This is a genomic window from Pedobacter sp. MC2016-15 (genome assembly GCF_026239695.1).
In the GTDB taxonomy this organism is placed as follows: domain Bacteria; phylum Bacteroidota; class Bacteroidia; order Sphingobacteriales; family Sphingobacteriaceae; genus Pedobacter.
The window spans coordinates 542,203-563,985 of record NZ_JAPIVS010000001.1 but is presented as its reverse complement, the minus strand read 5'-3'; the positions used below and the strand labels follow the sequence as shown (position 1 = coordinate 563,985).

Here is a 21,783-nt window from a genome sequence, read left to right as displayed (position 1 = left end):
CTGAAATATTTCTTACTTTGCTGCCATGGAACCATTACTGATTTCTAAGCAAGAGGTACGTAAAATGATCCTGCATGCCGCGGGACTGGCCAGCACTGCACAGTTTGGGCTTGGAGCAGAGGCGGTATACAGGATCATTGACCACCTGGGTTTTGTACAGCTGGATACCAACTATGTGGTAGAGCGGGCGCATCACCATGTGTTTGCCGCACGGGTGCCGGACTATCAGCCGCAATGGCTGGCAGACCTGACGGAGGAGGGAAAGATCTTTGAGTATTTCAGTTCTGATGCAGGTTTTATGCCTATGACTGATTTCCGCTTTTCACTGCCGGTAAAGGAAAGCTTTGCGGCAAAAGGTAAGGAGCTGTCGCCCGCAGAGATCAGGTTAAAAAAGGAGGTGCTCGACCGTATTGAACGTGAAGGGCCGCTGATGGTGGGCGACTTTGACAATGACAGGCTGGAGGCGAGCTCGGGCTGGTGGGACTGGCGGCCGGCAAAGGTTGCGCTGGAACGCCTGTACCTGGAAGGGGAACTGATGATCAGCCGTAGCCCGAAGTTTCAGAAGCTGTATGACCTGCCGCTGAACTTAATTCCCGTGGATACTGACCATAGCGTACCCTCGCCGGAGGAGTTCGCCGGGTATATCATCCGACGTACACTTGCTGCACTGGGCATTGCCTCAGTGAAGGAGATGGTCTGGCGTGCCTGCAGGGTAAAAGGAAATCTGCTGAAAAAGCAGCTGGAGCTGATGCTCGCTAAAGGAGAACTGCGCAGGGTGAATGTGGAAGGACTGAAAACGGAGTTTTACATGATGGCAGATCAGTCAGGGGATATCCAATTGTCAGGGGAAGCCTTTATTTTATCCCCGTTTGATATCCTCAATGTTTTCCGGCACCGTCTGAAGGACTTCTTCAACTTCGACTATCAGATTGAATGTTTCGTGCCGGCACCGAAAAGAAAGTATGGTTATTTTTCTCTGCCTGTGCTGCTGGGGGATGTTTTTGTGGCCAGGATGGACGCCAAGGCTGACAGGAAAAATAAGGTTCTGACCGTGCATAATCTTCATTTTGAAGAAATTGAACTCCGGGAGGAGCAGCTGGAAAAGATCATTGAGGCTTTAAAATCTTTTGTACAATTCAATGGTTGCCGCGATATCAAATTCTCACGTTCCAATCATCAGGAATACCTTAGCTTCATTAAAGAGTCCTTTGAATAAAGCCGGAGCGCTGCTGTTGCCGGAGAAAATTATTTCCGGGATATAAGAATTGACCAATGTTATTTCTATTTTTATATCACATAAAATCTAAGATAATGAAATCAAAAGTCAATTCAATTTTCGCGCTGATCGCTATTGTTGGTCTTTCAGCATTTACAGCTGCTGTTAAACCTGTTACCTATACAGTTGATGCAGCCAAATCTACCATTACCTGGGCAGCCAAAAAGGTTACAGGTGCACATAACGGAACAGTTTCCCTGAAATCAGGTACGCTGAGTGTAGATGGCAAAAGTGTTAAAGGTGGTTCTTTCGTAATTGATATGACGACCATCAAAGATGCAGACGGAAGCGCTAAACTGGAAGGTCACCTTAAAGCTGATGATTTCTTTGGTACTGAAAAGTTCCCTACATCAACATTTGTAATCACTAAAGTTGCAGGAGTGGGTTCCAAACTGCTGGTTACAGGTAACCTGACGCTTAAAGGTATCACTAAACCATTAACCTTCCCTGCGAGTGTTACGGTAAATGCTGACGGTACTGTTTCTGCACTTGCAGGAAAGATCATCGTTGACCGTACTAAATATGATATCAAATATGGTTCAAAATCATTCTTTGATACTATCGGTGATAAAGCTATCGATGATAACTTTGAGATCGGTGTAAAATTGGTTGCTGCTCAATAATATTTTCCTTTAATGGATAGAAGAGGCCTGCTCATTAGAGTGGGCCTTTTTTTTGAAACTGTAGGAAATTCCTACCAGCAGCATCAGAAATCCTACAAAGCCCAGCGCCGCAGGCAATGAAGTATGCTCCGCGATAAAACCCAGTGTTGCCGGACCTGCCAGCTGACCTGCATAACCAAGTGTGGATATCGCCGGGATAGCCACGGTAGAAGATACGTTTTTCAGACGCCCGCCTTCACTAAAAAACACCGGGACAATATTCGCCGCTCCGATACCCAGCAGGATAAACCCCAGTAATGAAGTGATCAGCCATGGTGTCAGCACAGCGATAAAAAGACCAGCGGCAGCAATCAGGCTTCCGTACACCACGACAGTTTTACCGTCCAGACGCGCTACCAGTTTATCTCCTAGTAACCTCATCACGGCCATGGCCACAGAGAAAGCCGCATAGCCCAATCCGGCGAGCGTCACGTCCACCTCCCTGTTTTCCTTCAGGAAAACCGCACTCCAGTCGAGCATAGCCCCCTCAGACAGAAAAACGATAAAACACATGATCCCAAGATAAAGGACGCTTCGCTTTAGCCATGGTGTTCCACTGGTTTTGGTCTCCCCGGATTGTGTCTCTGTCTGGAATTGCCGGATCAGTTCCTTTTCATGTCGGGCAGTAAGCAGCGAACGGTATTGCAGCAGGACGATCAAGAGGAGCAGCGCCGATAAGCTGACCGCGCCTACAACTGCTGATAAACCGATTTTGATCAGGAAGCCAAGACCGAGGGAACCAATGAGTCCGCCGGCACTGAAAAGGCCGTGCAGGGAAGACATGATGGGCTTGCCATGTAGATTTTGGATCTGTACACCCTGTGCATTCATCGCCACATCTATAGTCCCGATAGCAGCCCCAAAGATGAAGAGTACCAGGCCCAGTGACACTACCGTGCTCATGACCAGCAGCAGGGGAAGCGTCAGCGCCACTACAATTGCGGCAATCAGAATCACAATCCTGCTGCCAAACCTGTAGATCAGAAATCCTGTGACAGGCATCATCGCGATAGCACCGCCACCGAGTAAAAGCAGGATCAGCCCCAGGCTGGCATCGTTCAGTGCCAGTCGTTCCTTGGCAAAAGGTACCATCAGTGCCCAGCTGGAGATGCCAAGGCCACAGACAAAAAATATGGCCTGTGTAGCGCGGATCGGGATAAGGGTATTAAAAGGGGTGTCGGCTCTCATATCGGTAAATGTTTTGGTTTTACAGGTGATGTTTTTCCATCATGACCTTTCTGTATTGCTCCGGACTGAGCGCATTGTGTTTTTTAAAATGGCGTGAGAAGTACGAGAAGTCCTGAAATCCCAGCTCATCGGCAATCCGTCCTACGGGGATATGGCTCTGTACCAGCATTCGCTTGGCTTCGAGAATGATCCTCTCTTTGATAAATTCACTGGCAGTCTTGCCGGCGGCTTTCTTCACTGCCTCATTGAGGTAGTGCGGGGTGATGCAGAGCGCTGCAGCATAAAATGATACCTGGTGTTCTGTGCTGAAATGCCTTTCTACCAGCGCCCTGAATTTGTCGAACACCATCACATGCGCTCCAATGGCCGTAATTTGTGTCTGCTGGTCATAATACTTGCGCTGCAGGACTTCAAAGAAAACGTAGAGCAATGAACTGATGACCATCTTTGAAAAATCAGGCCTGGCAAACTCCTGGTACAGCAACTTCAGCACGGGTTCCAATGTCTCCTTGCTCTGTTCATCCAGCACTATCCCCGGGTTTCTGTAACTGTTGTGCAGGAAAGACAGTTTGCGGATGGCTTCCTTGTTGGTAAAATTCAGGATAAAAAAATCCTCGGAGAACATGATACTATCGCCCTGCACAGATCCGTACTCTTCAAAATGATGTGTTTGTCCGGGCGACATAAAGTAAATCGTATCGCGGCCCAATGCCAGCTCCTGGTTGTCTACAAAATGTCTTGTGCTTCCTTTCCTGATCCACAGCAGTTCATAAAAGCTGTGTTTATGCGGCCACAAGAAGGGTACAGGACGGTTTAACTGCTCAAAGGGAACAATCACGAACTGATTTTCTTTTGCATAAAAAGGCGAGAAATCCTTGATACTGTATACAGGAATCATATTTGGTAGCTAAGATAAGAAAAGTACCATTGAAGATAAGATTAATACTAACTGCGGATAAAGCGGAATACGATCTTTACCTTTTACAATCATACCAAAATAAATTTGTATGTCAACTGATCTTCTAAATTTTGATACAAGGTACCCCTCTATAGGCGACCTTAAGAAAAAGGCAAAAAAACGTATTCCCAAATTTGCATTTGATTACCTCGAAGGGGGATGCAATGAAGAAGTGAACCTTTCAAAAAATGAAAGGGACTTCCATGATGTGGAGCTGATGCCGCAGTACCTGCAGAATTACGCGGGTGTGGATACCAGTGCCGAGTTGTTCGGCCATCGTTATGATGCGCCTTTTGGGATCTCACCGATAGGTCTGCAGGGGCTGATGTGGCCCAACGCTTCCGAGATTCTCGCCAAAGCGGCTGTAAGACACAATGTACCTTTCATCCTCAGCACGGTAGGTACAAGCAGTATCGAAAGAATTGCGGAGGTCACTTCCAATAACTTCTGGTTCCAGCTGTATCATCCGGCAAAAACGGCAATGCGCGATGATATCCTGCAGCGCCTCAGAGATGTGGAATGCCCGGTGCTGGTGGTGCTGGTAGATGTTCCTTCCTTTGGTTTCCGCTATCGCGAAATTAAGGCGGGTTTATCCATGCCTCCAAAAATGAATATCAGAAATGTTTTTCAGTCGGCCATCAGACCATCCTGGTCATTCCAGACGCTTGCGAATGGCATCCCTGAGTTTGCTACGCTAAAAAAGTATATGGATAAGGGACTGGACATGGGGCAGCTGGGGCAGTTTATGAATGCTTCCTTTGATAAACGTGTAGACATGAACAAAGTGGCGGCGATCCGTGACCAGTGGAAAGGAAAACTGGTATTGAAGGGGATTGTGAGCGATCAGGATACGGAGAAGGCCATAGCCCTGGGCGCCGATGGAATTATCGTTTCCAACCATGGCGGAAGACAGATCGATGCAGGTGAATCTTCGATCAGATCGCTGGGTAATCTGTCGGGAAAATATAAAGACAAAATCACGGTGATGATGGATGGCGGAATCCGCACCGGACCGGATATTGCGAGGGCTATTGCAAGTGGTGCAGAGTTTACATTTATGGGCAGACCTTTCATGTATGGTGTTTCTGCACTAGGCAAGAGGGGTGGTGATCATACTATAGGTTTGTTTAAAACACAGTTTAAACAGGCCATGGAGCAGCTTTGCTGCGAGACGATTGCCAGTCTGCCAGGCACGCTGATCAAGTAATAAACAAGAAGGGCATTGCAAATTCTGCAATGCCCTTCTTGTTTATCTCAGATTTCCGGGGATGCTGATCCATTCATCATAATGGTACTGCCCCAGGATAGGCTGCTGATCCGGAACCAGTGTCTGATCATCAACAGGCGCGCCAAAATAACCGGCACTGCTATCTGAAACCACTGTACGCTGCTCTTTTTTTGAGCTGAAATACTTTCTTACAATTTCGTCTAGACCAATCTTTTCAGGCCCTGCCACTTCAACGATATCGTTTAAAGGTGCTGCGGTAACGAGATTAACCAATGCTGCTACGACATCTGCTGATGCCAGTGGCTGGAACAGGGCAGGTGATAAATACACTTCTTCACCGGCACCTCCCGATTGTGCAATGGCCGGTACAAACTCAAAAAACTGAGTGGCACGCAGCAGAGAATAGGGGATGCCCGACTCCCGGATGAGTTGCTCCTGTGCAAGCTTGGCCAGGAAGTACGGATTTGCCCCATCTCGGTCGATACCCACGATAGACAAAGCCACCACATGCGCAATTCCTGCAGCTTTGGCTGCAGCAATAATATTGCCTTCTGAAGTCGTAAAGAACTCCATTACTGCTTTCTCCTCAAATGAAGGAGAATTTGATACATCTACCACAGCATCTGCATCTTCAAATGCGGCTGCCAATCCTTCGCCGGTGATGGAATTTACTCCTGAGCTTGGAGATGCAGCAATCACTTCATGGCCGAGCTTGCTCAGGCTTTTTACTAGCTGACTACCGATGAGGCCGGTACCGCCGATTACAACAATTTTCATAATGTTTAAGTTAATGGGTTTGATGACGCGTTTTCAATTCACGTGCCGATAGTGTAATTAACTGTAATTCAGTATGATGTTGTCTTATACCCCATGTCTGTAATGCTCTATATCGCCAATATTCGCTGCAGACCGCGATATATCATGATGTCTAACGCTTATGGATAGCTGATGCCGGTTACCTGTTCTGCATAGGCCCAGAGTTTTGCCGCCTGCACTGCATCATTTGCAGCAGCGCTCATTTCTGCCTTTACACTGTATTCATTTATACCTTTGCCGGGCTCGTAATAATCCATACCCTTTACATCAGCAGCAGTTGCAGCATATAATGCTGGTATAGCTCCCTGCCATGCGGGTTTCAGCTGTCCGTACTTGTCGATGCCGGCCTGAAATTCTTCAGGGCTCATGTATCTCGCCAGGCGGCTTTCCGTCACCCCGGGATTGGCTCCGGAAGCCAGTATATCATCACCTGCACGCTGGGCACGACGCTGCAGTTCAGCGGTAAACTGGAGATTGGCCAATTTGCTGATGCCATATTCACGGGAAGCATCGTAGGAATGTTCAGCATGCAGGTTATCAAAGTCGACACCCGCTGCCCATGAATGTGCGCCGCTGCTATGGTTCATTACCCGCGCGACAGGACTGGCTTTCAGCAATGGATACAGATATCCCGTCAGCGCAAAATGCCCCAGGAAGTTGACGCCGAACTGTAATTCAAATCCATCTTCAGTTCTACTTTCAGGAGGTGTCATCACGCCGGCATTATTGATGAGCAAATGCAGCTGGTCATGTTCCTTTTTGAACTGTTCTGCAAATTCCCGGATCTGCTGAAGACTGGCAAGATCCAGTATACCTGCGCTAAGTGTTCCAGTGCCACCAGCATGGCTCATTTCTTTGATGGCGTCATTAACCCTCAGCGGGTCTCTTCCGGCAACGGTCACGGAAGCTCCCTTCTGATATAGCGCCAAGGCAATCTCATATCCGATTCCACTGTTTGGACCGGTCACCAAAGCAGTCTTACCACTCAGATCCGGTATGTTTTCTTTTGTCCATGTCATAGTATTGATTTCTTTGTACAAAGTTCCTCAAGTCTACCGGACAATTGATACCGAAATCAATCAGAAAAGTTTAAAAATCAATCAATATTGCTTCTGAATTTTGCAGGATTGATACCTTCCTGGCGTTTAAAGAAGGTGGAGAAATGATTGGATTCATCAAAACCCAGCGCAGCCGAGATCTCATTGATTGTCCAGCGGGTTCCTTTAAGCAGATTTTTTGCTTCCAGTAATAAACGCTGATTGATCAGTTGGGAGGTAGAGCTTCCGGTAACTTTATGTAATGCTTTGTTTAAATGATTTACGTGTACGAAAAGCTTCGCTGCAAAGGCTCCCGGTGAAGTCAGCATGATCTTTTGAGCGCTGTTATCAATGGGGAACTGACCTTCCATCAATTCTAAAAACTGATACGTGAGACGTTCATTGGCATTTGATCCTATCCGTTGCTCTCCATCTATGGCGGTGCTCTTTTGTCCCTGATGGAACACTTCGGTCAGCATATTACGTAGCAGTTCATACTTCTGGCGGTAGGAGCCGCGCAATTCTTCGCTCATTTCCATAAAGAGGCGTTCCAGTTTCAGTGACAGGGTTTCATTCAACGGGATCACACTCTTATCCGCTGACTGATAGACCGAAAAATCTTCGGGTTTAGTCAGCGGACTCAGGAAGCCGGCAGTGAAAACGCAGATATGTCCCCGCTGTTGCTTGCTGATTCTTTCCCATTTATAGGGGGTATTCGGATGCGTAAAGACCAGGGCAGGACCATTGATTTCAAAGCTTTGTCCGGGATAATGGATTTTGCTGTGCCCATTAACCAGGCTCACTTTATAATAGGAGCGGCGCAGGTATTCTGCTGCCTTACCTTGTTCAACCGGGAGATCTTCCACTTTGATCATATCAAAATGCCCTATCGGGATAATGTTATCATAGATTTCTCCCTGAAGAGAGCTATACAGCTCTTCTGTCCTCATCAAACCTTTCATGATACAAAAGTACTAAAATCAAGTCGTTTTGTCCAGCGCCATCTGCGAGCGGATTAAAGGTGATTTGGGTGCAAGGAAGTAGCCTGTTAAGCTGGCAAATATAATCGGCGTGATGTTATGAAAACCTGTCATTGCCCCCAGTAAGATGATAATACTCACTGGTGTACGTGTTACACTGGCATTTAATGCCGCCATGCAGCAGACCGTGATCAGCGTTAAGTTTTGTCCGGGGAACAGCTGGTAGATAATCAGGCCCAGTACGGTACCGGCAAATAGCAGAGGGATGATAAATCCACCGCGCCATCCGGAGGTAGCAGTGACCGCTATCGCTACCAGTTTCATCAGCAGTAAAAGGCAGAGGAACTGTATGCTGAAACTGCCCCTCAGCACTTCGGTCAACTGACCGTGACCAAAATAACGGGTAAGCGGAATATAAAAGGCGATGATCCCAAGAATGAATCCCCCAATAGTGAGTTTGTAGTAGATGGGAAGTTTAATTCTTCGGAATACCCATTTGAAATTCCTGACCAGCAGGATAAACAACCAGCCTGTAGCTGCACCTGCAAGGGAGTAAGCTACGGCATAAAAAATGTCGCCGAGTTTGGCGTCCTGTGCCTCGGGGAAGTTCCAGGTAGGACCTATCTCCAGGTGGGTGATGAGTACAAAAACGAGATAACTGGCACAGCTGGCTACGAGTGCAGGCATAAAAGCCTTGTAATATCGCGTGACATGTTTGTGATCCAGGATCTCCAGCGCAAACAAACTTCCGCCCAGAGGCGCCCCAAACAGAGCAGTAAAAGCTGAGGCCATCCCGGCAATAGTGATGGAACGGATATCTTCCCCTTTGTAGCCCAGTTTGCGTGCAATATATGTACCAGTTGATCCTACCACCTGCACCAGGGGTGCCTCAGGACCTAAACTTCCGCCCACAGAGATACAGATGAGCGAGGATAAAATCATTGAGGGGTTGTTCTTTGGCTGCAGCCTGCCTCCTTTAAAATGGATGTTATCCACCATTACATCGATCTCCCCGGGATCTCCCAGTTTGTGAATGATGAGTCCGGCAGCCAGCCCCGCTACAGCCATCAGGGGGATTACGTAAATCCCTTCAACGATAGTCAGAAATTCAGTTGTGTGTTCCAGCACGATCCAGTAGCCCCCGGCAATGATCCCACCGATGATCCCAAGAATGGTCCATAAGAGGAAATTTTTATTGTAGACAAAGGGGTTAAAGTTTAAAGGGTTCTTTACAGTATGTTGTAATCTGTAAATTTGCTTGGAACGGGAATATTTCATGACGATGAAGAGGTATTGGGTATTCTTTAATGTATTGCAAAGGTAATATAATTAGCATAAATAAATTATAAAATGTTAATATTGTATTGCATGTGTAATATAAAACATGATAATTGAGGATGAGTAAAACAAATAAGTGCGACCTGAAAACCTGTTTTTTATGCCATTCTTGTCTGCCCGACTGGAAGCAGGCAATTGAAAGCAGTAGGAAAAATATAAAGATTAAGCGCGGTCAGCAGGTGTTTAAAGAGGGGGATGCGGTAGAGGGAATATATTTTGTATACAGCGGCAAAGTAAAAGTGCATAAGAAATGGGATGAGGAGAAGGAATTAATTATCCGTTTTGCCAAACGGGGTGATGTCCTTGGGCATCTGGGACTTGGTGGCTCCGGTTATTATCCGGTATCATCCACAGCGATCGAAGATGCTGTAGTCTGTTTTATCAGTATGGATTTCCTGGAAAGCACGATGAATGTCAACAATCAGTTTGTCATCCGGCTGATGCGGTTTTTTGCCGGAGAACTACAGGATTCTGAAAAAAGAATGAGCAATCTGGCACATATGAGTGTAAAAGGCAGGTTAGCGCAGGCATTATTTGCACTTAAAAAGCAATTTGGTGAAAGAAATGATGGTTTTATTGATATAGAATTGAGTCGTCAGGATCTTGCGGCCTATACAGGTGCGTCTTATGAATCTTTATTTCGTACAATCAATGATCTTTTGTCAGATGGGGTGATTGAACTCTCCGGAAAAACGATAGGAATTAAAAATGAGGCTGCTTTTCTTGAATTAGTAGCTGCTTCCTAAGCAGATTATTATATTTTTGTTCGAAAGTATACGATAAGGAATGAAGAAAGGTAGCCCCTGTGATCTGGGAACGTGTTTTATGTGCCGGCTGTCCCTCAATGAATGGCATCCGGCGATAGCAGGTCACAAGAAAAATTTTACAGCGAAAAAAGGAGAGGTGATCATCAAGGAAGGTGACCCTGTCACTGGTGTTTATTTTGTGACATCAGGAAATGTGAAGGTACACAAACAATGGGGGGACAAGGAACTGATCCTGCGTTTTGCAAACGACGGGGCCATATTTGGGCACCGCGGTATTACGACGCCGACCTTCCCGATATCTGCCACAGCGCTGGAGACTACAAATCTCTGTTATGTGGATATTGAGTTTTTTAAAACTACGATAAAAGTAAACAGTGAATTTGCCTATGGCCTCCTGCTTTTTTATGCCGATGAACTGCATGCTTCTGAGAAAAAAATGAGAAACCTTGCGCTGATGTCTGTGAAGGGCAGGCTGGCAGTGGCTATCCTGGGACTGAGGGATCAGTTTGGCCTTACTGAAGAGGGTTTTCTTAATCTGGACCTGAGCAGGCAGGATCTTGCCGCCTTTACCGGAGCAACTTACGAAACCGTGTTCAGAACTATGAATGAGCTGGTTGCAGAAGGCCTGATCATCTTGAAAGGGAAGATGATCGGCATCAGGGATGAAGCGGGACTGCTGGACTTAGGGAGTAAATAAATATGCTGGGCGTAGTTTTAGCTGGAGGACAAAGCCTGAGGATGGGCAGCGACAAAGGCCTGCTGACATACCAGGGAAGGCTGTGGGCAGAAATTGCCGCAGAAAAACTGGGACAACTCGATATTCCGGTAAAGATCTCTGTGAATGCCGGGCAATATCAGTCCTACGCTGATTTTTTTAGCACAGATCAATTAATTGCAGATCATCCATCGCTCAGTATCAAAGGTCCATTTTTGGGTCTGCTATCTGCGCATCTGGCTGCGCCGGCTGAAGATTTGCTGGTGCTGGCCTGTGATATGGTGTTGATGGATATACGGTTGCTGAGCAGTCTTTGTAAAGCCAGTGAACTGAATAGTAGCTTTGATGCCTGTATATTTAACAGGGAGGGGCAGAAGGAACCGCTTTGCGGGATTTACAGATCCGGTGCATTGCAAATACTGGCTGAAGAGCAGTTGCTCAAACACAGCATGAAGTATGTGCTGAGCAGGCTGAAGGTCCTTGAAATTCCTGTTTCAGCCGCTGATGCAGGCTTTTTTGGTAACTTTAATGCTCCCGGAGACCTCCTTTCAGATTAACTGCAGTTCTGACTGACTGATTCTTACGAAAGCTGACTTATTGCTTTCGCAAAGCGGACAGCAGTAACTATCCGGCAGCGCGGTAAAACTCGTTCCTGCAATGATCTTGTTTTCTTCGTCGCCCATGCGCTCGTCGTACACTGTCAGGCAACTTCTGCACTGGTAGAAAAATACGGTTTCTTTTTTAAGCTTTTCTTCAGGGGCTGGCACCTGCTGCTGCTGGTCAAGTTTGATTGAGTTTGAGCGGTACTTGTAAAACTTAATTACGGCACGCCTGAGTTGTTCTGGCAGAATAATGCCCGGGTTGCCGCTGCTGAATACCTCACCGGTACGTTCATTGGGATTGAAATCCTTTGCACACAGGATATCATAGACAGCAAATAACCTGAGGCCCATAAAATTGATCAGATAGCGTTTACGAATAAGGATACTGCTAAAAATTTCGCTCTTTCTTCTGGTCTTGATGCCGAAACATATGCCGGCTGTTCTGGTATCATCAATACTCAGATGTTTGACCAGCCTGTTTTTGAGCTGGAGACCCTCGATGCAATTGTCTTCTACCTGGAAATTAAGCTCATTTGCCGCGTGTCTCATGTTCAACTGGAACTCCTCAAGCAAAGCCATCCAGAGGCCTTTGTGATTTTCATCGATACCCTTGATAATGATCGTCTTCCAGGGGGTGCAGCAGATCTGGCCGACTTTCGTCAGCAGGCAGAGCTGGCACAATTTCCTGAGGAACGCAGTGCTGAATTGTTCATCACGTCTGTAGATACCCAGCCAGTATTTGTTATTGTAACGGTTTAATCCTTCATAATAAGGCATATTAAAGGAGGAAAGGGATACTTTTTTTGCTGCCGGTTTCAGGATCAGGTTCTCTCTGTTCAGGAGCTGAAAAAGCTCTTCGCCACTGGCCTCCGGGTTATCGATGAACCTGTCGGCATTTTCCTGAATAATGGACTCGATATCCCGGGTTATCCGCGCAATATGATTGGTATAACACAGTTCAGTCCACTCAAAAGTAATATTGGTTTTTGGGAACCTGATAATCAGGTGCCAGTAGTGCTCTGCATCAGCGGATGCGATCCAGTTGATATTGCCCGTTAACAGGGGCGTAAAGCTCTGGTCGCTATCGCAGATGTTCACTTTTAATGAAGGCTTGAAGTTGATCGCATCCAGCACATCTTTGTATACTCCCCCTGTAAGCCAGGTGTTCCGGATAAAGATCTCTTCGGCAGGATAGGAGCTGATGATGTTGGGATAGTGCTCTGTGTCCACCTCGTAAGCGATCCCAATCCGGTCGAGTTCATCCGTACACAACGCCAGGTTATAACTCGTGGTATCAAAAAATAACTGCTGCCGCAGTCCAAATCGTACAAACTGTATCCTTGCTTTGGAGGCAGCTACGAGAATGTCAAACAGGTTGCCCGGTGAGATGATCCCTCCATGAAAGTTGATGATGATCGTCGTGTACATAAGTCTTTACTTAAGCATAAGTTTGCATCTGCAGCAAGCCAAATTCTGCTGCTGCTTTGGGGAAATTCTCGTTTTCGTGCCCTGGTCGGCATAATTTGAGCAGCGCAAAGCGCTGGATGTCGCTCAGGTTTTGCCACTGCGGAACAGAAATGTCCAGCTGCAGTTCCGCTGATTTCTCCCTGATCATTGCCGGTACCTGATGCAGGTTTTGCCATCCCGGCTGCGGGTCAATACTGAGCAGCGTAGCCTGGTTGCCGGTATGCTTCAGGATCAGTCCGCTGAGAAACTGGTGATAAGTTTTTAGCTCTGTAGCGCTGTCTGCGGGCAACAACGCAAGCTGAACCCTTTCTGAAGGTTGAAACCTGCACCATTCTGCGAGTTTTAACTTGATGCCCGCAGCATCCATTTTAAAGCGCACCACCATAGGGATGCAGCGGATGTTGTCTTCCATAAAATCTTCTTCAAAATCGAAGTACTCAATTCCCTTGAGGCTCCTGAACTCCGACGGAGTGGCTTGTGATTGTTTCATGTTCCTTTATTAAATGATATGAATCCAGAATGGCCTTTACTTCGGGGCGGCAGCTTCCGCATCCCATTCCCGCGCCACTCAGCTGGCAGAGCTGCAGATGATCCTTACAGCCTTCCTTAATTTTATTGATCAGGTTACCTTCGCCCACGTTATTGCAGCTGCAGACCGTTCTGCCGATCAGCGGTTCTGTAGTTTTTCCGCTTCTGAGCAGCTGTAACCTTTTGTCGCTCAGTTCTACCTTGTTCTCAATCAGGTTCCGGAACTCCAGGAACTCAGATTTATCGCCTATCAGAATGGCGCCTACAAGTCTGTCGTTGTGCACGATGCACTTTTTGTAATAGCGTTTGGCCTTGTCGATAAAGATGATCTCTTCATAGGTAGGATCATCGCCGGGTATTTCTGCAAGGCCGAGTGAGCAGAGATCCAGGCTGTGCATTTTGAGGATATTCATCATCAGGCTGCCCTGGTAATATTTGGCGATATCACCACAGAGGTAACGCGCAACAATCTCTGCCTGCTGTTCTGCTGCTGCCGTGATCCCGTAGAGCTGTCCGTAAAACTCCGCGATTTCGCCAATCGCATAGATGTCTTTTTCGCTGGTACGCAGGTATTCATCCACCACAACCCCTCTTTTACAATGGATACCCGCATCCCTGATGAGTTCGGTATTGGGTACCGTACCGATTGCGATCACCAGCGATTCACAATCGATCGTTAAACCACTTTTTAATCGTATTCCAGAGACAGACTGCTCGCCGATAATACGGTCGACCTCGTCGTTATAGAAAATCTCTATGCCCTTGCTGATCAGCTCTTCGTGCAGCAGCTGACTACCCAGGTCGTCCAGCTGACGGCCCATCATTCGCGAAATCCGCTGGATGATCGTCACTTTAAATCCTGTCTCTGTCATGGATGTCGCCAGTTCTATACCCAGCAGTCCGCCACCCACAATGACGATCCTGCCGCTGGTATTTTCTGCATGTGCTTTAAAGCTGTCGGCGTCCCTGCGGCTGCGCATGGTAAAGATGCCCTTCATGGCAGGGATATCTTTTAATAGAAAAGGCCGGCTTCCTGTCGCGAGCAGCAGCACGTCATACTGATGCGTATTGCCCTCGCTGTCGGTAACAGTTTTGTGTTCCTTATCGATCTTGTCTATTCCCAGTCCACGGTGCAGTTTGATCCGGTAATCCTTTTCTTCGCTGTCGCTCATTTTGATAAGATTCTGCCAGGGCAGTGTACCTATAATATAGTCGGGCAGCAGCACCCGGTTGTAAAAGGGGAAATTTTCCTTATTGAAGATCTCTATGTCATCTTCTGTGTTCAGTTCGCGGTAGCTTTTCACAAAACCACAGGCACCCGCGCCTGCGCCGATCACGATGATCTTTTGCCGGGCTTTTTTATACAGCTGCACCTGAACGGCACTGAACTTGAAATCAGGTTCCTTGCTCAGCGGATCAACCAGGTTATTGGTCAGGTTATTTACCCTGTTGAGGTCGCTCTTCATGATTAATCCCCAGTGCATGGGCATAAATACCACCCCGGGTTTGATATCCAGCGAGATTTTTGCCTTTAAGCGAACCTTACCACGCAGACTGATGATTTCAATCAGGTCATTTTCCCTGATGCTTCTTGCTGCTGCATCGAGCGGGTGTATTTCCAGAAAAGATTCACTGATGTGCTGGTTGAGCTTATTTACTTTTCCGGTCTTGCTTCTCGTATGCCACTGGTCGCGAATTCTTCCTGTAGTCAGGATCAGCGGATGGTCCTTTGTTAAGGGTTCCGACTTGTTTTCATCGCTAAAAGAGATGATATGTGCTTTTTTGTCGGGCGTATAAAACTGATGATCAGTAAATAACCTGGACGTACCAAAACCTTTCTCCTCTTTGGGGTAGGGCCATTGCAAGCCCCGTTTTTCTTTGAGTACCTGGTGACTCAGGCCGCTGATATCGATATGAGTGCCTGCGGTCAGCGCCGCGTGTTCATCATAAATGGCTGCAGCATCCTTGAAGTCGAAACCCGTGTACCCCATTGTTCGGGCAAAGCGGCAGATGATCTCCGCATCCGGCAGGGCTTCTCCCGGAGCATCGGTAATTTTGCTGAGGTAGGAGATATAGCGACCGGCATTGGTCATGGTGCCTTCCTTTTCCGCCCAGGCGGCAGCGGGTAAAACCACATCGGCATATGCCAGCGTTTCCACTTTATTGCTGATGTCCTGAACCACCACAAACTTTGCATTTTTAAGACCTTCCTCTGCCTTGCGTACATCGGGCAGACTGATCAGCGGATTTGTACACAAGATCCAGATGGCTTTCAGTTTACCACTTTGGAGCTCATCGAACATTTCTGTAGCAGTAAGTCCTGCTTTTGCTTGAATACTGCCCAGAGGTATCTGCCAGAAGCGTTCTACCTCGTTTCTATGTGCCTCATTCGCCAGGATGCGGTGTGCGGGCAGCAGGTTACTCAGTCCGCCGACTTCCCGGCCACCCATCGCGTTGGGCTGTCCGGTTAAAGAAAAGGGTCCGCTGCCGGGCTTCCCGATCTGTCCGGTGATGAGGTTGAGGTTGATCAGGCTCAGGTTTTTATGTGTACCCACAGCACTTTGGTTGAGTCCCATCGTCCACATCGTGACAAAAGCCCTGGCATTGCCGATGTAGGAGGCTGCCAGCCGGATATCACTTTCGCGGATGCCACATATCGCTGCAGCCTCTGCGACTGTGGTTTTTGAAACTACCGACAGGTAATCCTCAAATCCCTGGGTATGCTGACGAATAAAGGCAGCATCTACTTTCCCATCCTGTATCAGGCATCTGCCAATGGCATGGTGCAGCGTGATATCAGTACCGGGATTCACCTGCAGGTGGACATCCGCGATGGCGCAGCTCTGTGTTTTACGCGGGTCGCTCACAATAATTTTCAGCGCCGGATTTTGCTGTTTTGCCGCTTCCACCCGACGCCATAATATAGGGTGGCACCATGCCGGATTCGCTCCCGCCACAAAAATACAGTCGGCCAGCTCTATGTCGTCATAGCTGACAGGCACCACATCCTCACCGAGACTCATTTTATAACCTACCACCGCACTGCTCATACAAAGCCTGCTGTTGGTATCGATATTATTGCTACCGATGAAACCTTTCATCAGCTTGTTTACGACATAATATTCCTCAGTGAGACACTGTCCGCTGGCATAAAAGGCGACGCTGTCTGGTCCGTGTTTGGCAATCAGCGCTTTAAAAACTGCGGCTGTTCTGCCGAGTGCAGTTTCCCAGCTTACGCGCTGCAGGGGCATCTGTTTATTGTACCTCATCTGCGGATACAGCAGGCGGTCGCTTTTATCGTTGGCCGTGTAATGCAGGTTCATGCCTTTGCTGCAGAGCATGCCCTTGTTGACAGGGTGGCTCTGATCGCCATCCACAGTGATTCTGTCGTGGGCGTCTTTGCTGACCACAATGCCACAGCCTACCCCGCAATAGCAGCACGTGGTTGTGCTGGTGTTAGTTGCTGAGGGCCAGTTCATCTATTCCAACTCTTTTTTGTGCCATTACTGTTCTGAAGATCAACACTGCGATGCCAATCCCGAGGATGATAAAACCCAGCAGGGTAAAGGCAGCGGTATAATCGATCAGGTCTTTTGCTACTGTGGCCCCGTTTTCCGTGATCGTTTTGGAGGCGTGAACAGCTTTCGCTTTAAACATAAAGGCGATGAGCATGGCGCCGATATTACCACCGGCACCAACAATTCCCGCAACGCTGCCTACAGCAAGCGGATTGATAAAAGGAACAAGGCTATAGGTGGCTCCATTGGCCATCTTGAGGCTGAGGCCGAAAACAAACATCATGAAGATGCACATGCCAATGCTGCCGGATTTTGCAAACCAGATGATTCCGACGCCTTCAATGAGCAGCAATATTGCCAGCAACATCGTCTTCCCATTGAAGCCGTAGCTTTTACCAATCTGATCTGCAACGATACCGCCCAGTGGACGGGCAAAGACATTGATCCATCCAAAGATCCCGGCTACCATTCCGGCTACAGCTATTGTAGCACCAAAGGAATCCGTAAAAAAGATGGGGGCAAAGTTGTCGACCGTAATTTCTACGCCGAAACATGCAGCATAGGCTACCGTTAAGATCCAGGTGCGGTAATCTTTTGCGGCGATCAGAAAAGTGTTTTGTTTAGTTTTCAGTCCTTCGTCCGGCAGGTCTTTGAAATCACCCCGCGGGGTATCGAGGGTATACTTGTAATACAATACCGCGCAGAGCAGCAACATCAGTCCCGGTACAATCATCGCAAAGCGCCAGCTGTCGGCCGCACTGCAGAATCCCAAAGCCGTAAAACCCGAGGCGATCAGTGGCATAAACAGATTTGCGGCTCCTCCGCCGGCATTGCCGAAACCTCCGGCAGTGGCGTTGGCTGTCCCTTTGATCACCGGGGCAAACATGATGGAAGTATGGAATTGTGTAATGACAAAAGAGGCGCCGATGACACCTATCGCGAGTCTGAACAGTAAAAATGAGGTGTAGGACTGGCTGGTGCCGATCAGCAACACAGGGATGGCGCATAATACCAGCAGCCAGGTGTAAACGAGCTTGGGCCCAAACTGATCCACAAGCCTGCCAATGAGCAGCCTGGCGATAATCGTTGCTGAAACTGAAGCAATCTGGATGTTGCCTACCTGGTCTTTTGTTAAATGCAGCTGCTCCCTGGCGATTTTCATAAGGGGAGCCATGCCAAACCAGGCGAAAAAGCAGAAAAAGAAGGTGAGCCAGGTGATATGGAAGGTTTTCATCTGCACGCCTTTAAGCGAGAAGATGTTCAGTTTGGTAAGAGGAGTAGAAGTAGCTGTCATGATCTTGGTTTTAAGCGTGAAACATCCCGGGGTATTTAAAATTTATAGCCCAGGCCAATTCCTGGATTCCATTTGCCGTTTTTTACCGCGGTTTTAGCGTTATAATAAAAGGGCAGCTGCAGGGCCAGATGATGGAAGGCTGCGGTGATCCCAAAACCCAGGTTAGGGGTAAAGGCGCTGTTTTTTGTGGCGCCGGGAGCAACCTTGTCTTCCTTGATCCTGAGGCTGGGCAGTAGTCCCAGTAACACCGCATAGGGTTTTCTGCTGAATTTGATGCTTGGGCCCGTGCAGTTGATAAATCCGCCATGATCAACATATCCCGCAACCAGGTAGCCGTCGAATAAGACCGCTTTGGCTTGTGTGCCGGATGGACTTGATTGTGCCCGGACGTTAAAATAGCACATTGTAAGGAGCAGGCAGCCAATGATGGCCGCAGATTTCTGTAACTGCATGCGTCAATTTTTGAGAGGTTAAAAACTTAATAATTTGGGCTTGTACCGATATATACCAATCCGTTTTCTACTTTCACGGGATAGGTCTTTATCGCACATTCATCACCTGTTAAACATTCTCCGGTAAGCAGGGAGAAGGTCTTCTTATGAAAGGGGCAGGCTACTTTAGGTTCGTCAGTAGCTGAGCCGATCATGCCGCGGCTGAGTGCCATTTGTTTTTTGTGAGGGCACTCGTTTTGTGTGGCAAACCATTCGTTTCTCCGTGTAAAATAGAAGAGCGCAATCTGTTCTTCACCGTTTTTAACGCATACGCCGCCATTCTCTACGGCGTCTTCCACCCGGCAAGCTTCTAACCATGTTGTTAATGTATCTGTCATCTTGTTTGAGTTTAGGTTGGTAATGGGTTGATTATACTTGGTTAGATATGGTCCAGTCAGCGGTTTTCTTTTGCCCGCGCATTTCTACAAATTCGATGGTAGGGTCTTTTTCTTCCGGTGCATTTACAAAATGAGAGAATCTCTTCCTGATGGCCGGATTTTCTACAGCTTCTTTCCATTCGCACTGGTAGGCGCTGATCAGGTTTTCAATCTCATATTCCCATTGTGCGGCCATGCCGAGGCTATCGTTGATGATCACATTGCGCAGGTAGTCTATGCCGCCCTCCATCTTGTTTAACCAGGTTGCTGTTCTGGTCAGCGGATCGGCAGTGCGGATATAAAACATCAGGAACCTGTCGATATAGCGGATGCAGGTTTTGCTGTCGAGATCTGTGGCAAACAGCAGGGCGTGCTGAGGTTTGCTGCCCCCGTTGCCGCAGACATAGAGGTTCCATCCTTTTTCTGTGGCGATGATCCCGAAATCCTTACTTTGTGCTTCGGCACATTCACGGATGCATCCGCTGACGGCAGATTTAAACTTATGAGGGGCGCGGATACCTCTGTAACGTTCTTCGATCCTGATGGCAAAGCTGACGCTGTCATGAAGCCCGAACCTGCACCAGGTGCTGCCGACGCAGCTTTTTACCGTCCTCAGTCCCTTGCCGTAGGCGTGTCCGCTTTCAAAGCCTGCTGCAATCAACTCTTCCCAGATAAGAGGCAGATCGTTGAGATGTGCACCAAACATATCAATACGCTGACCGCCCGTTATCTTGGTGTAGAGGTTATATTTTTTAGCGACTTCGCCGATCACAATCAGTTTGTCGGGCGTAATTTCTCCTCCCGGGATGCGTGGTACAACCGAATAGGAGCCCCCCTTTTGAATGTTGGCCAGGAAGCGGTCGTTGCTGTCCTGCGCCACATCATTACCTTTTTTAAGGATCATCTCGTTCCAGAGACTGGCGAGCAGTGAGGAAACCAGGGGTTTGCAGACTTCACATCCGTCATTTTTCCCAAATGCATCGAGTACTTCATCATAACTTTTCAGCTGATGGATGTGGATCAGGTCGAAAAGCTCCTGTCTGCTGTAGTTGAAGTGTTCACAGATGACGTTTTTGACATATTTCCCCTGAGATTTCAAGGTGTAAGTGACCAGGTCTTTGATCATGGGTACGCATCCACCACATCCCGTACCCGCTTTTGTACATTTTTTGATATCATCGAGGTTTTCGCAGCTGCCATCGGCTACTGCCGCGCAGATATCGCCTTTGCTGATTCCTTCGCAGCTGCAAATCAATGCCGCATCCGGTAAGGCGGTAATGCCTGTTCCTGAAGCTGCACCATCTTTTTCCCCGCGACTACCCAGGATGAGTTCTTCGGGATTTTCCGAGAGTACCATCTTGTTGTTGGCGGTTTGCAGCAACATGTTGTAATCTGCAGCGTCGCCAATCAGTACGCCTCCTAAGAGATACTGCCCGTCGTTGCTGATGTTGATGCGTTTATAGATGCCTTTGTGTTTATTCTCGAAGATGATCGTGCGGCAGTCTGGCTCAGAGATAAAGTTGTCTCCAAAACTTGCGACATCAATACCGATGAGTTTGAGTTTGGTGCTCATGTCAAAGCCTGTAAAGGTTTTGCTCATTGCGCACAGGTTGGATGCGAGTACTTCGGCCATCTCGTAGCCCGGTGCGATCAATCCGTAGATCATCCCATCATATAAGGCACATTCGCCAATGGCGAATACAGAAGCATCATTGGTCTGCATGTTTTGGTCGACCAGGATTCCGCCTCTCGGCCCGGTTTCAATGCCGCAGGCTTTTGCCAGTTCATCGCGTGGTTTTATCCCGGCAGAAATCACCAGCATATCTACCGGCAGCGATGTACCGTCACTAAAGGCCAGGGCACCGATTGCTCCCTCTCCCTCAATGCTACTCGTGTTTTTATTCAGGTGGATCTGCAGTCCGAGTGCTGTCAGTTTAGATTGGAGCATGTCGCTGCCGGCAGCATCAATCTGCCTTGGCATCAGGCGTGGGGCAAACTCTACGATACTCGTGTTTTCAATTCCGAGATCTATCAGCGCCTTTGCGGCTTCGAGTCCCAGCAAGCCGCCACCGATTACTGCTGCTGTGGCAGACTTTTGTGCATATGAACTGATCAGGTCGAGGTCTTCCAGCGTGCGGTACACAAAAACACCTTCTTTCTCAATACCGGGAATGCTTGGCACAAAAGCCCCTGAGCCTGTAGCGAAGACCAGCACATCGTAGGAGTATTCCATTCCATCGGCGGCATATACTACTTTAATCTCCCTGTCTATATTTATTACCGGGTTAGCCAGCAGTAAGGTAATATTTTGTTCTTCATACCATGTTTCGGTAGAGAGGGACAGGTCTTCGGCAGTTTTACCGGAAAAGTATTCGCTGAGATGAACACGATCGTAAGCCCTCCGGGGCTCTTCACCAAAAACTAAAATATCAAATGCCTGGGATTTTGCTCTGAGTTTTTCACAGAATTTGTATCCTACCATTCCATTTCCAATTACGATGACTTTTGGTTGTTTCATAAAAATAGGAGTTTTTAGTGTAT

At 47.8% G+C, this 21,783-nt stretch carries 19 protein-coding genes; 6 read left to right on the top strand and 13 right to left on the bottom strand.

What is annotated here, in order from left to right:
- Window positions 1–25 precede the first annotated feature (25 nt).
- Window positions 26–1,216, top strand: a complete 1,191-nt coding sequence (locus OQY15_RS02575; RefSeq protein WP_265787358.1) for a crosslink repair DNA glycosylase YcaQ family protein — start codon at window positions 26–28, stop codon at window positions 1,214–1,216.
- Between the two features lie 95 nt (window positions 1,217–1,311).
- A complete protein-coding gene (locus OQY15_RS02570) occupies window positions 1,312–1,899 on the top strand; it encodes a YceI family protein (protein WP_265787356.1) in 588 nt (195 codons plus the stop codon).
- A gap of 9 nt (window positions 1,900–1,908) precedes the next feature.
- Here the strand turns inward: OQY15_RS02570 and OQY15_RS02565 are convergent, their stop codons facing one another.
- Complete coding sequence (locus OQY15_RS02565; RefSeq protein ID WP_265787354.1) at window positions 1,909–3,126, bottom strand: MFS transporter; 1,218 nt, start codon at window positions 3,124–3,126, stop codon at window positions 1,909–1,911.
- Window positions 3,127–3,145: 19 nt separating this feature from the next.
- A complete protein-coding gene (locus OQY15_RS02560; RefSeq protein ID WP_265787348.1) occupies window positions 3,146–4,024 on the bottom strand; it encodes a helix-turn-helix transcriptional regulator in 879 nt (292 codons plus the stop codon).
- 109 nt (window positions 4,025–4,133) lie between these two features.
- Between OQY15_RS02560 and OQY15_RS02555 the strand changes: the two genes are divergently transcribed.
- Window positions 4,134–5,291, top strand: a complete 1,158-nt coding sequence (locus OQY15_RS02555; protein WP_265787341.1) for an alpha-hydroxy acid oxidase — start codon at window positions 4,134–4,136, stop codon at window positions 5,289–5,291.
- A gap of 42 nt (window positions 5,292–5,333) precedes the next feature.
- On the opposite strand, the gene OQY15_RS02550 is transcribed toward OQY15_RS02555, so the two are convergent.
- From OQY15_RS02550 to OQY15_RS02535, 4 genes are all read right to left on the bottom strand, one after another.
- On the bottom strand, window positions 5,334–6,089 hold the full coding sequence (locus OQY15_RS02550) for an SDR family oxidoreductase (protein ID WP_265787340.1): 756 nt from the start codon (window positions 6,087–6,089) through the stop codon (window positions 5,334–5,336).
- 158 nt (window positions 6,090–6,247) lie between these two features.
- Window positions 6,248–7,147: an oxidoreductase gene (locus OQY15_RS02545; protein WP_265787338.1), complete on the bottom strand. Its 900-nt coding sequence runs from the start codon at window positions 7,145–7,147 to the stop codon at window positions 6,248–6,250.
- A 77-nt stretch (window positions 7,148–7,224) separates the two neighbouring features.
- Window positions 7,225–8,127 carry an AraC family transcriptional regulator gene (locus tag OQY15_RS02540; protein WP_265787336.1) on the bottom strand — a complete coding sequence of 301 codons (903 nt, stop codon included), beginning with the start codon at window positions 8,125–8,127 and terminating at the stop codon, window positions 7,225–7,227.
- An 18-nt stretch (window positions 8,128–8,145) separates the two neighbouring features.
- The gene (locus OQY15_RS02535) at window positions 8,146–9,423 is read right to left on the bottom strand and encodes a chloride channel protein (protein ID WP_265787334.1); all 1,278 of its coding nucleotides are present in this window, start codon (window positions 9,421–9,423) and stop codon (window positions 8,146–8,148) included.
- 119 nt (window positions 9,424–9,542) lie between these two features.
- Here OQY15_RS02535 and OQY15_RS02530 point away from each other — a divergent pair, with 119 nt between their 5' ends.
- From OQY15_RS02530 to OQY15_RS02520, 3 genes are read left to right on the top strand one after another with little or no spacing between them, the layout of a single operon-like run.
- Window positions 9,543–10,229 carry a Crp/Fnr family transcriptional regulator gene (locus OQY15_RS02530; protein ID WP_265787332.1) on the top strand — a complete coding sequence of 229 codons (687 nt, stop codon included), beginning with the start codon at window positions 9,543–9,545 and terminating at the stop codon, window positions 10,227–10,229.
- Between the two features lie 40 nt (window positions 10,230–10,269).
- A complete protein-coding gene (locus OQY15_RS02525; protein ID WP_265787330.1) occupies window positions 10,270–10,947 on the top strand; it encodes a Crp/Fnr family transcriptional regulator in 678 nt (225 codons plus the stop codon).
- A 2-nt stretch (window positions 10,948–10,949) separates the two neighbouring features.
- Complete coding sequence (locus tag OQY15_RS02520; protein ID WP_265787328.1) at window positions 10,950–11,522, top strand: molybdenum cofactor guanylyltransferase; 573 nt, start codon at window positions 10,950–10,952, stop codon at window positions 11,520–11,522.
- Here the strand turns inward: OQY15_RS02520 and OQY15_RS02515 are convergent.
- The 7 genes from OQY15_RS02515 to nirB are packed head-to-tail and all read right to left on the bottom strand — an operon-like array spanning window position 11,514 to window position 21,760.
- On the bottom strand, window positions 11,514–12,995 hold the full coding sequence (locus tag OQY15_RS02515) for a rubredoxin (protein ID WP_265787326.1): 1,482 nt from the start codon (window positions 12,993–12,995) through the stop codon (window positions 11,514–11,516). The two genes, OQY15_RS02520 and OQY15_RS02515, sit on opposite strands and share 9 nt — an antisense overlap.
- 10 nt (window positions 12,996–13,005) lie before the next feature.
- On the bottom strand, window positions 13,006–13,524 hold the full coding sequence (locus OQY15_RS02510) for a nitrate reductase associated protein (RefSeq protein WP_265787324.1): 519 nt from the start codon (window positions 13,522–13,524) through the stop codon (window positions 13,006–13,008).
- Window positions 13,472–17,041, bottom strand: coding sequence for a nitrate reductase (locus OQY15_RS02505; RefSeq protein WP_265787321.1), 3,570 nt, complete (start codon window positions 17,039–17,041; stop codon window positions 13,472–13,474). The genes OQY15_RS02510 and OQY15_RS02505 overlap by 53 nt, the downstream gene beginning before the upstream one ends.
- Window positions 17,019–18,374: an MFS transporter gene (locus OQY15_RS02500; protein WP_265787319.1), complete on the bottom strand. Its 1,356-nt coding sequence runs from the start codon at window positions 18,372–18,374 to the stop codon at window positions 17,019–17,021. Before OQY15_RS02500 ends, OQY15_RS02505 begins: the two co-directional genes overlap by 23 nt.
- Before the next feature lie 35 nt (window positions 18,375–18,409).
- Window positions 18,410–18,826, bottom strand: a complete 417-nt coding sequence (locus OQY15_RS02495) for a hypothetical protein (protein ID WP_265787291.1) — start codon at window positions 18,824–18,826, stop codon at window positions 18,410–18,412.
- Between the two features lie 26 nt (window positions 18,827–18,852).
- Window positions 18,853–19,203 carry a nitrite reductase small subunit NirD gene (gene nirD, locus OQY15_RS02490; RefSeq protein ID WP_265787285.1) on the bottom strand — a complete coding sequence of 117 codons (351 nt, stop codon included), beginning with the start codon at window positions 19,201–19,203 and terminating at the stop codon, window positions 18,853–18,855.
- 31 nt (window positions 19,204–19,234) lie between these two features.
- On the bottom strand, window positions 19,235–21,760 hold the full coding sequence (gene nirB, locus OQY15_RS02485) for a nitrite reductase large subunit NirB (RefSeq protein WP_265787283.1): 2,526 nt from the start codon (window positions 21,758–21,760) through the stop codon (window positions 19,235–19,237).
- Window positions 21,761–21,783 lie beyond the last annotated feature (23 nt).

Bases quoted from the DNA above. Each gene is read 5' to 3' on its own strand.
- OQY15_RS02575 (WP_265787358.1), top strand. From the start codon at position 26: ATGGAACCATTACTGATTTCTAAGCAAGAGGTACGTAAAATGATCCTG.
- OQY15_RS02570 (WP_265787356.1), top strand. From the start codon at position 1,312: ATGAAATCAAAAGTCAATTCAATTTTCGCGCTGATCGCTATTGTTGGT.
- OQY15_RS02565 (WP_265787354.1), bottom strand. From the start codon at position 3,126: ATGAGAGCCGACACCCCTTTTAATACCCTTATCCCGATCCGCGCTACA.
- OQY15_RS02560 (WP_265787348.1), bottom strand. From the start codon at position 4,024: ATGATTCCTGTATACAGTATCAAGGATTTCTCGCCTTTTTATGCAAAA.
- OQY15_RS02555 (WP_265787341.1), top strand. From the start codon at position 4,134: ATGTCAACTGATCTTCTAAATTTTGATACAAGGTACCCCTCTATAGGC.
- OQY15_RS02550 (WP_265787340.1), bottom strand. From the start codon at position 6,089: ATGAAAATTGTTGTAATCGGCGGTACCGGCCTCATCGGTAGTCAGCTA.
- OQY15_RS02545 (WP_265787338.1), bottom strand. From the start codon at position 7,147: ATGACATGGACAAAAGAAAACATACCGGATCTGAGTGGTAAGACTGCT.
- OQY15_RS02540 (WP_265787336.1), bottom strand. From the start codon at position 8,127: ATGAAAGGTTTGATGAGGACAGAAGAGCTGTATAGCTCTCTTCAGGGA.
- OQY15_RS02535 (WP_265787334.1), bottom strand. From the start codon at position 9,423: ATGAAATATTCCCGTTCCAAGCAAATTTACAGATTACAACATACTGTA.
- OQY15_RS02530 (WP_265787332.1), top strand. From the start codon at position 9,543: ATGAGTAAAACAAATAAGTGCGACCTGAAAACCTGTTTTTTATGCCAT.
- OQY15_RS02525 (WP_265787330.1), top strand. From the start codon at position 10,270: ATGAAGAAAGGTAGCCCCTGTGATCTGGGAACGTGTTTTATGTGCCGG.
- OQY15_RS02520 (WP_265787328.1), top strand. From the start codon at position 10,950: ATGCTGGGCGTAGTTTTAGCTGGAGGACAAAGCCTGAGGATGGGCAGC.
- OQY15_RS02515 (WP_265787326.1), bottom strand. From the start codon at position 12,995: ATGTACACGACGATCATCATCAACTTTCATGGAGGGATCATCTCACCG.
- OQY15_RS02510 (WP_265787324.1), bottom strand. From the start codon at position 13,524: ATGAAACAATCACAAGCCACTCCGTCGGAGTTCAGGAGCCTCAAGGGA.
- OQY15_RS02505 (WP_265787321.1), bottom strand. From the start codon at position 17,041: ATGAACTGGCCCTCAGCAACTAACACCAGCACAACCACGTGCTGCTAT.
- OQY15_RS02500 (WP_265787319.1), bottom strand. From the start codon at position 18,374: ATGACAGCTACTTCTACTCCTCTTACCAAACTGAACATCTTCTCGCTT.
- OQY15_RS02495 (WP_265787291.1), bottom strand. From the start codon at position 18,826: ATGCAGTTACAGAAATCTGCGGCCATCATTGGCTGCCTGCTCCTTACA.
- nirD (WP_265787285.1), bottom strand. From the start codon at position 19,203: ATGACAGATACATTAACAACATGGTTAGAAGCTTGCCGGGTGGAAGAC.
- nirB (WP_265787283.1), bottom strand. From the start codon at position 21,760: ATGAAACAACCAAAAGTCATCGTAATTGGAAATGGAATGGTAGGATAC.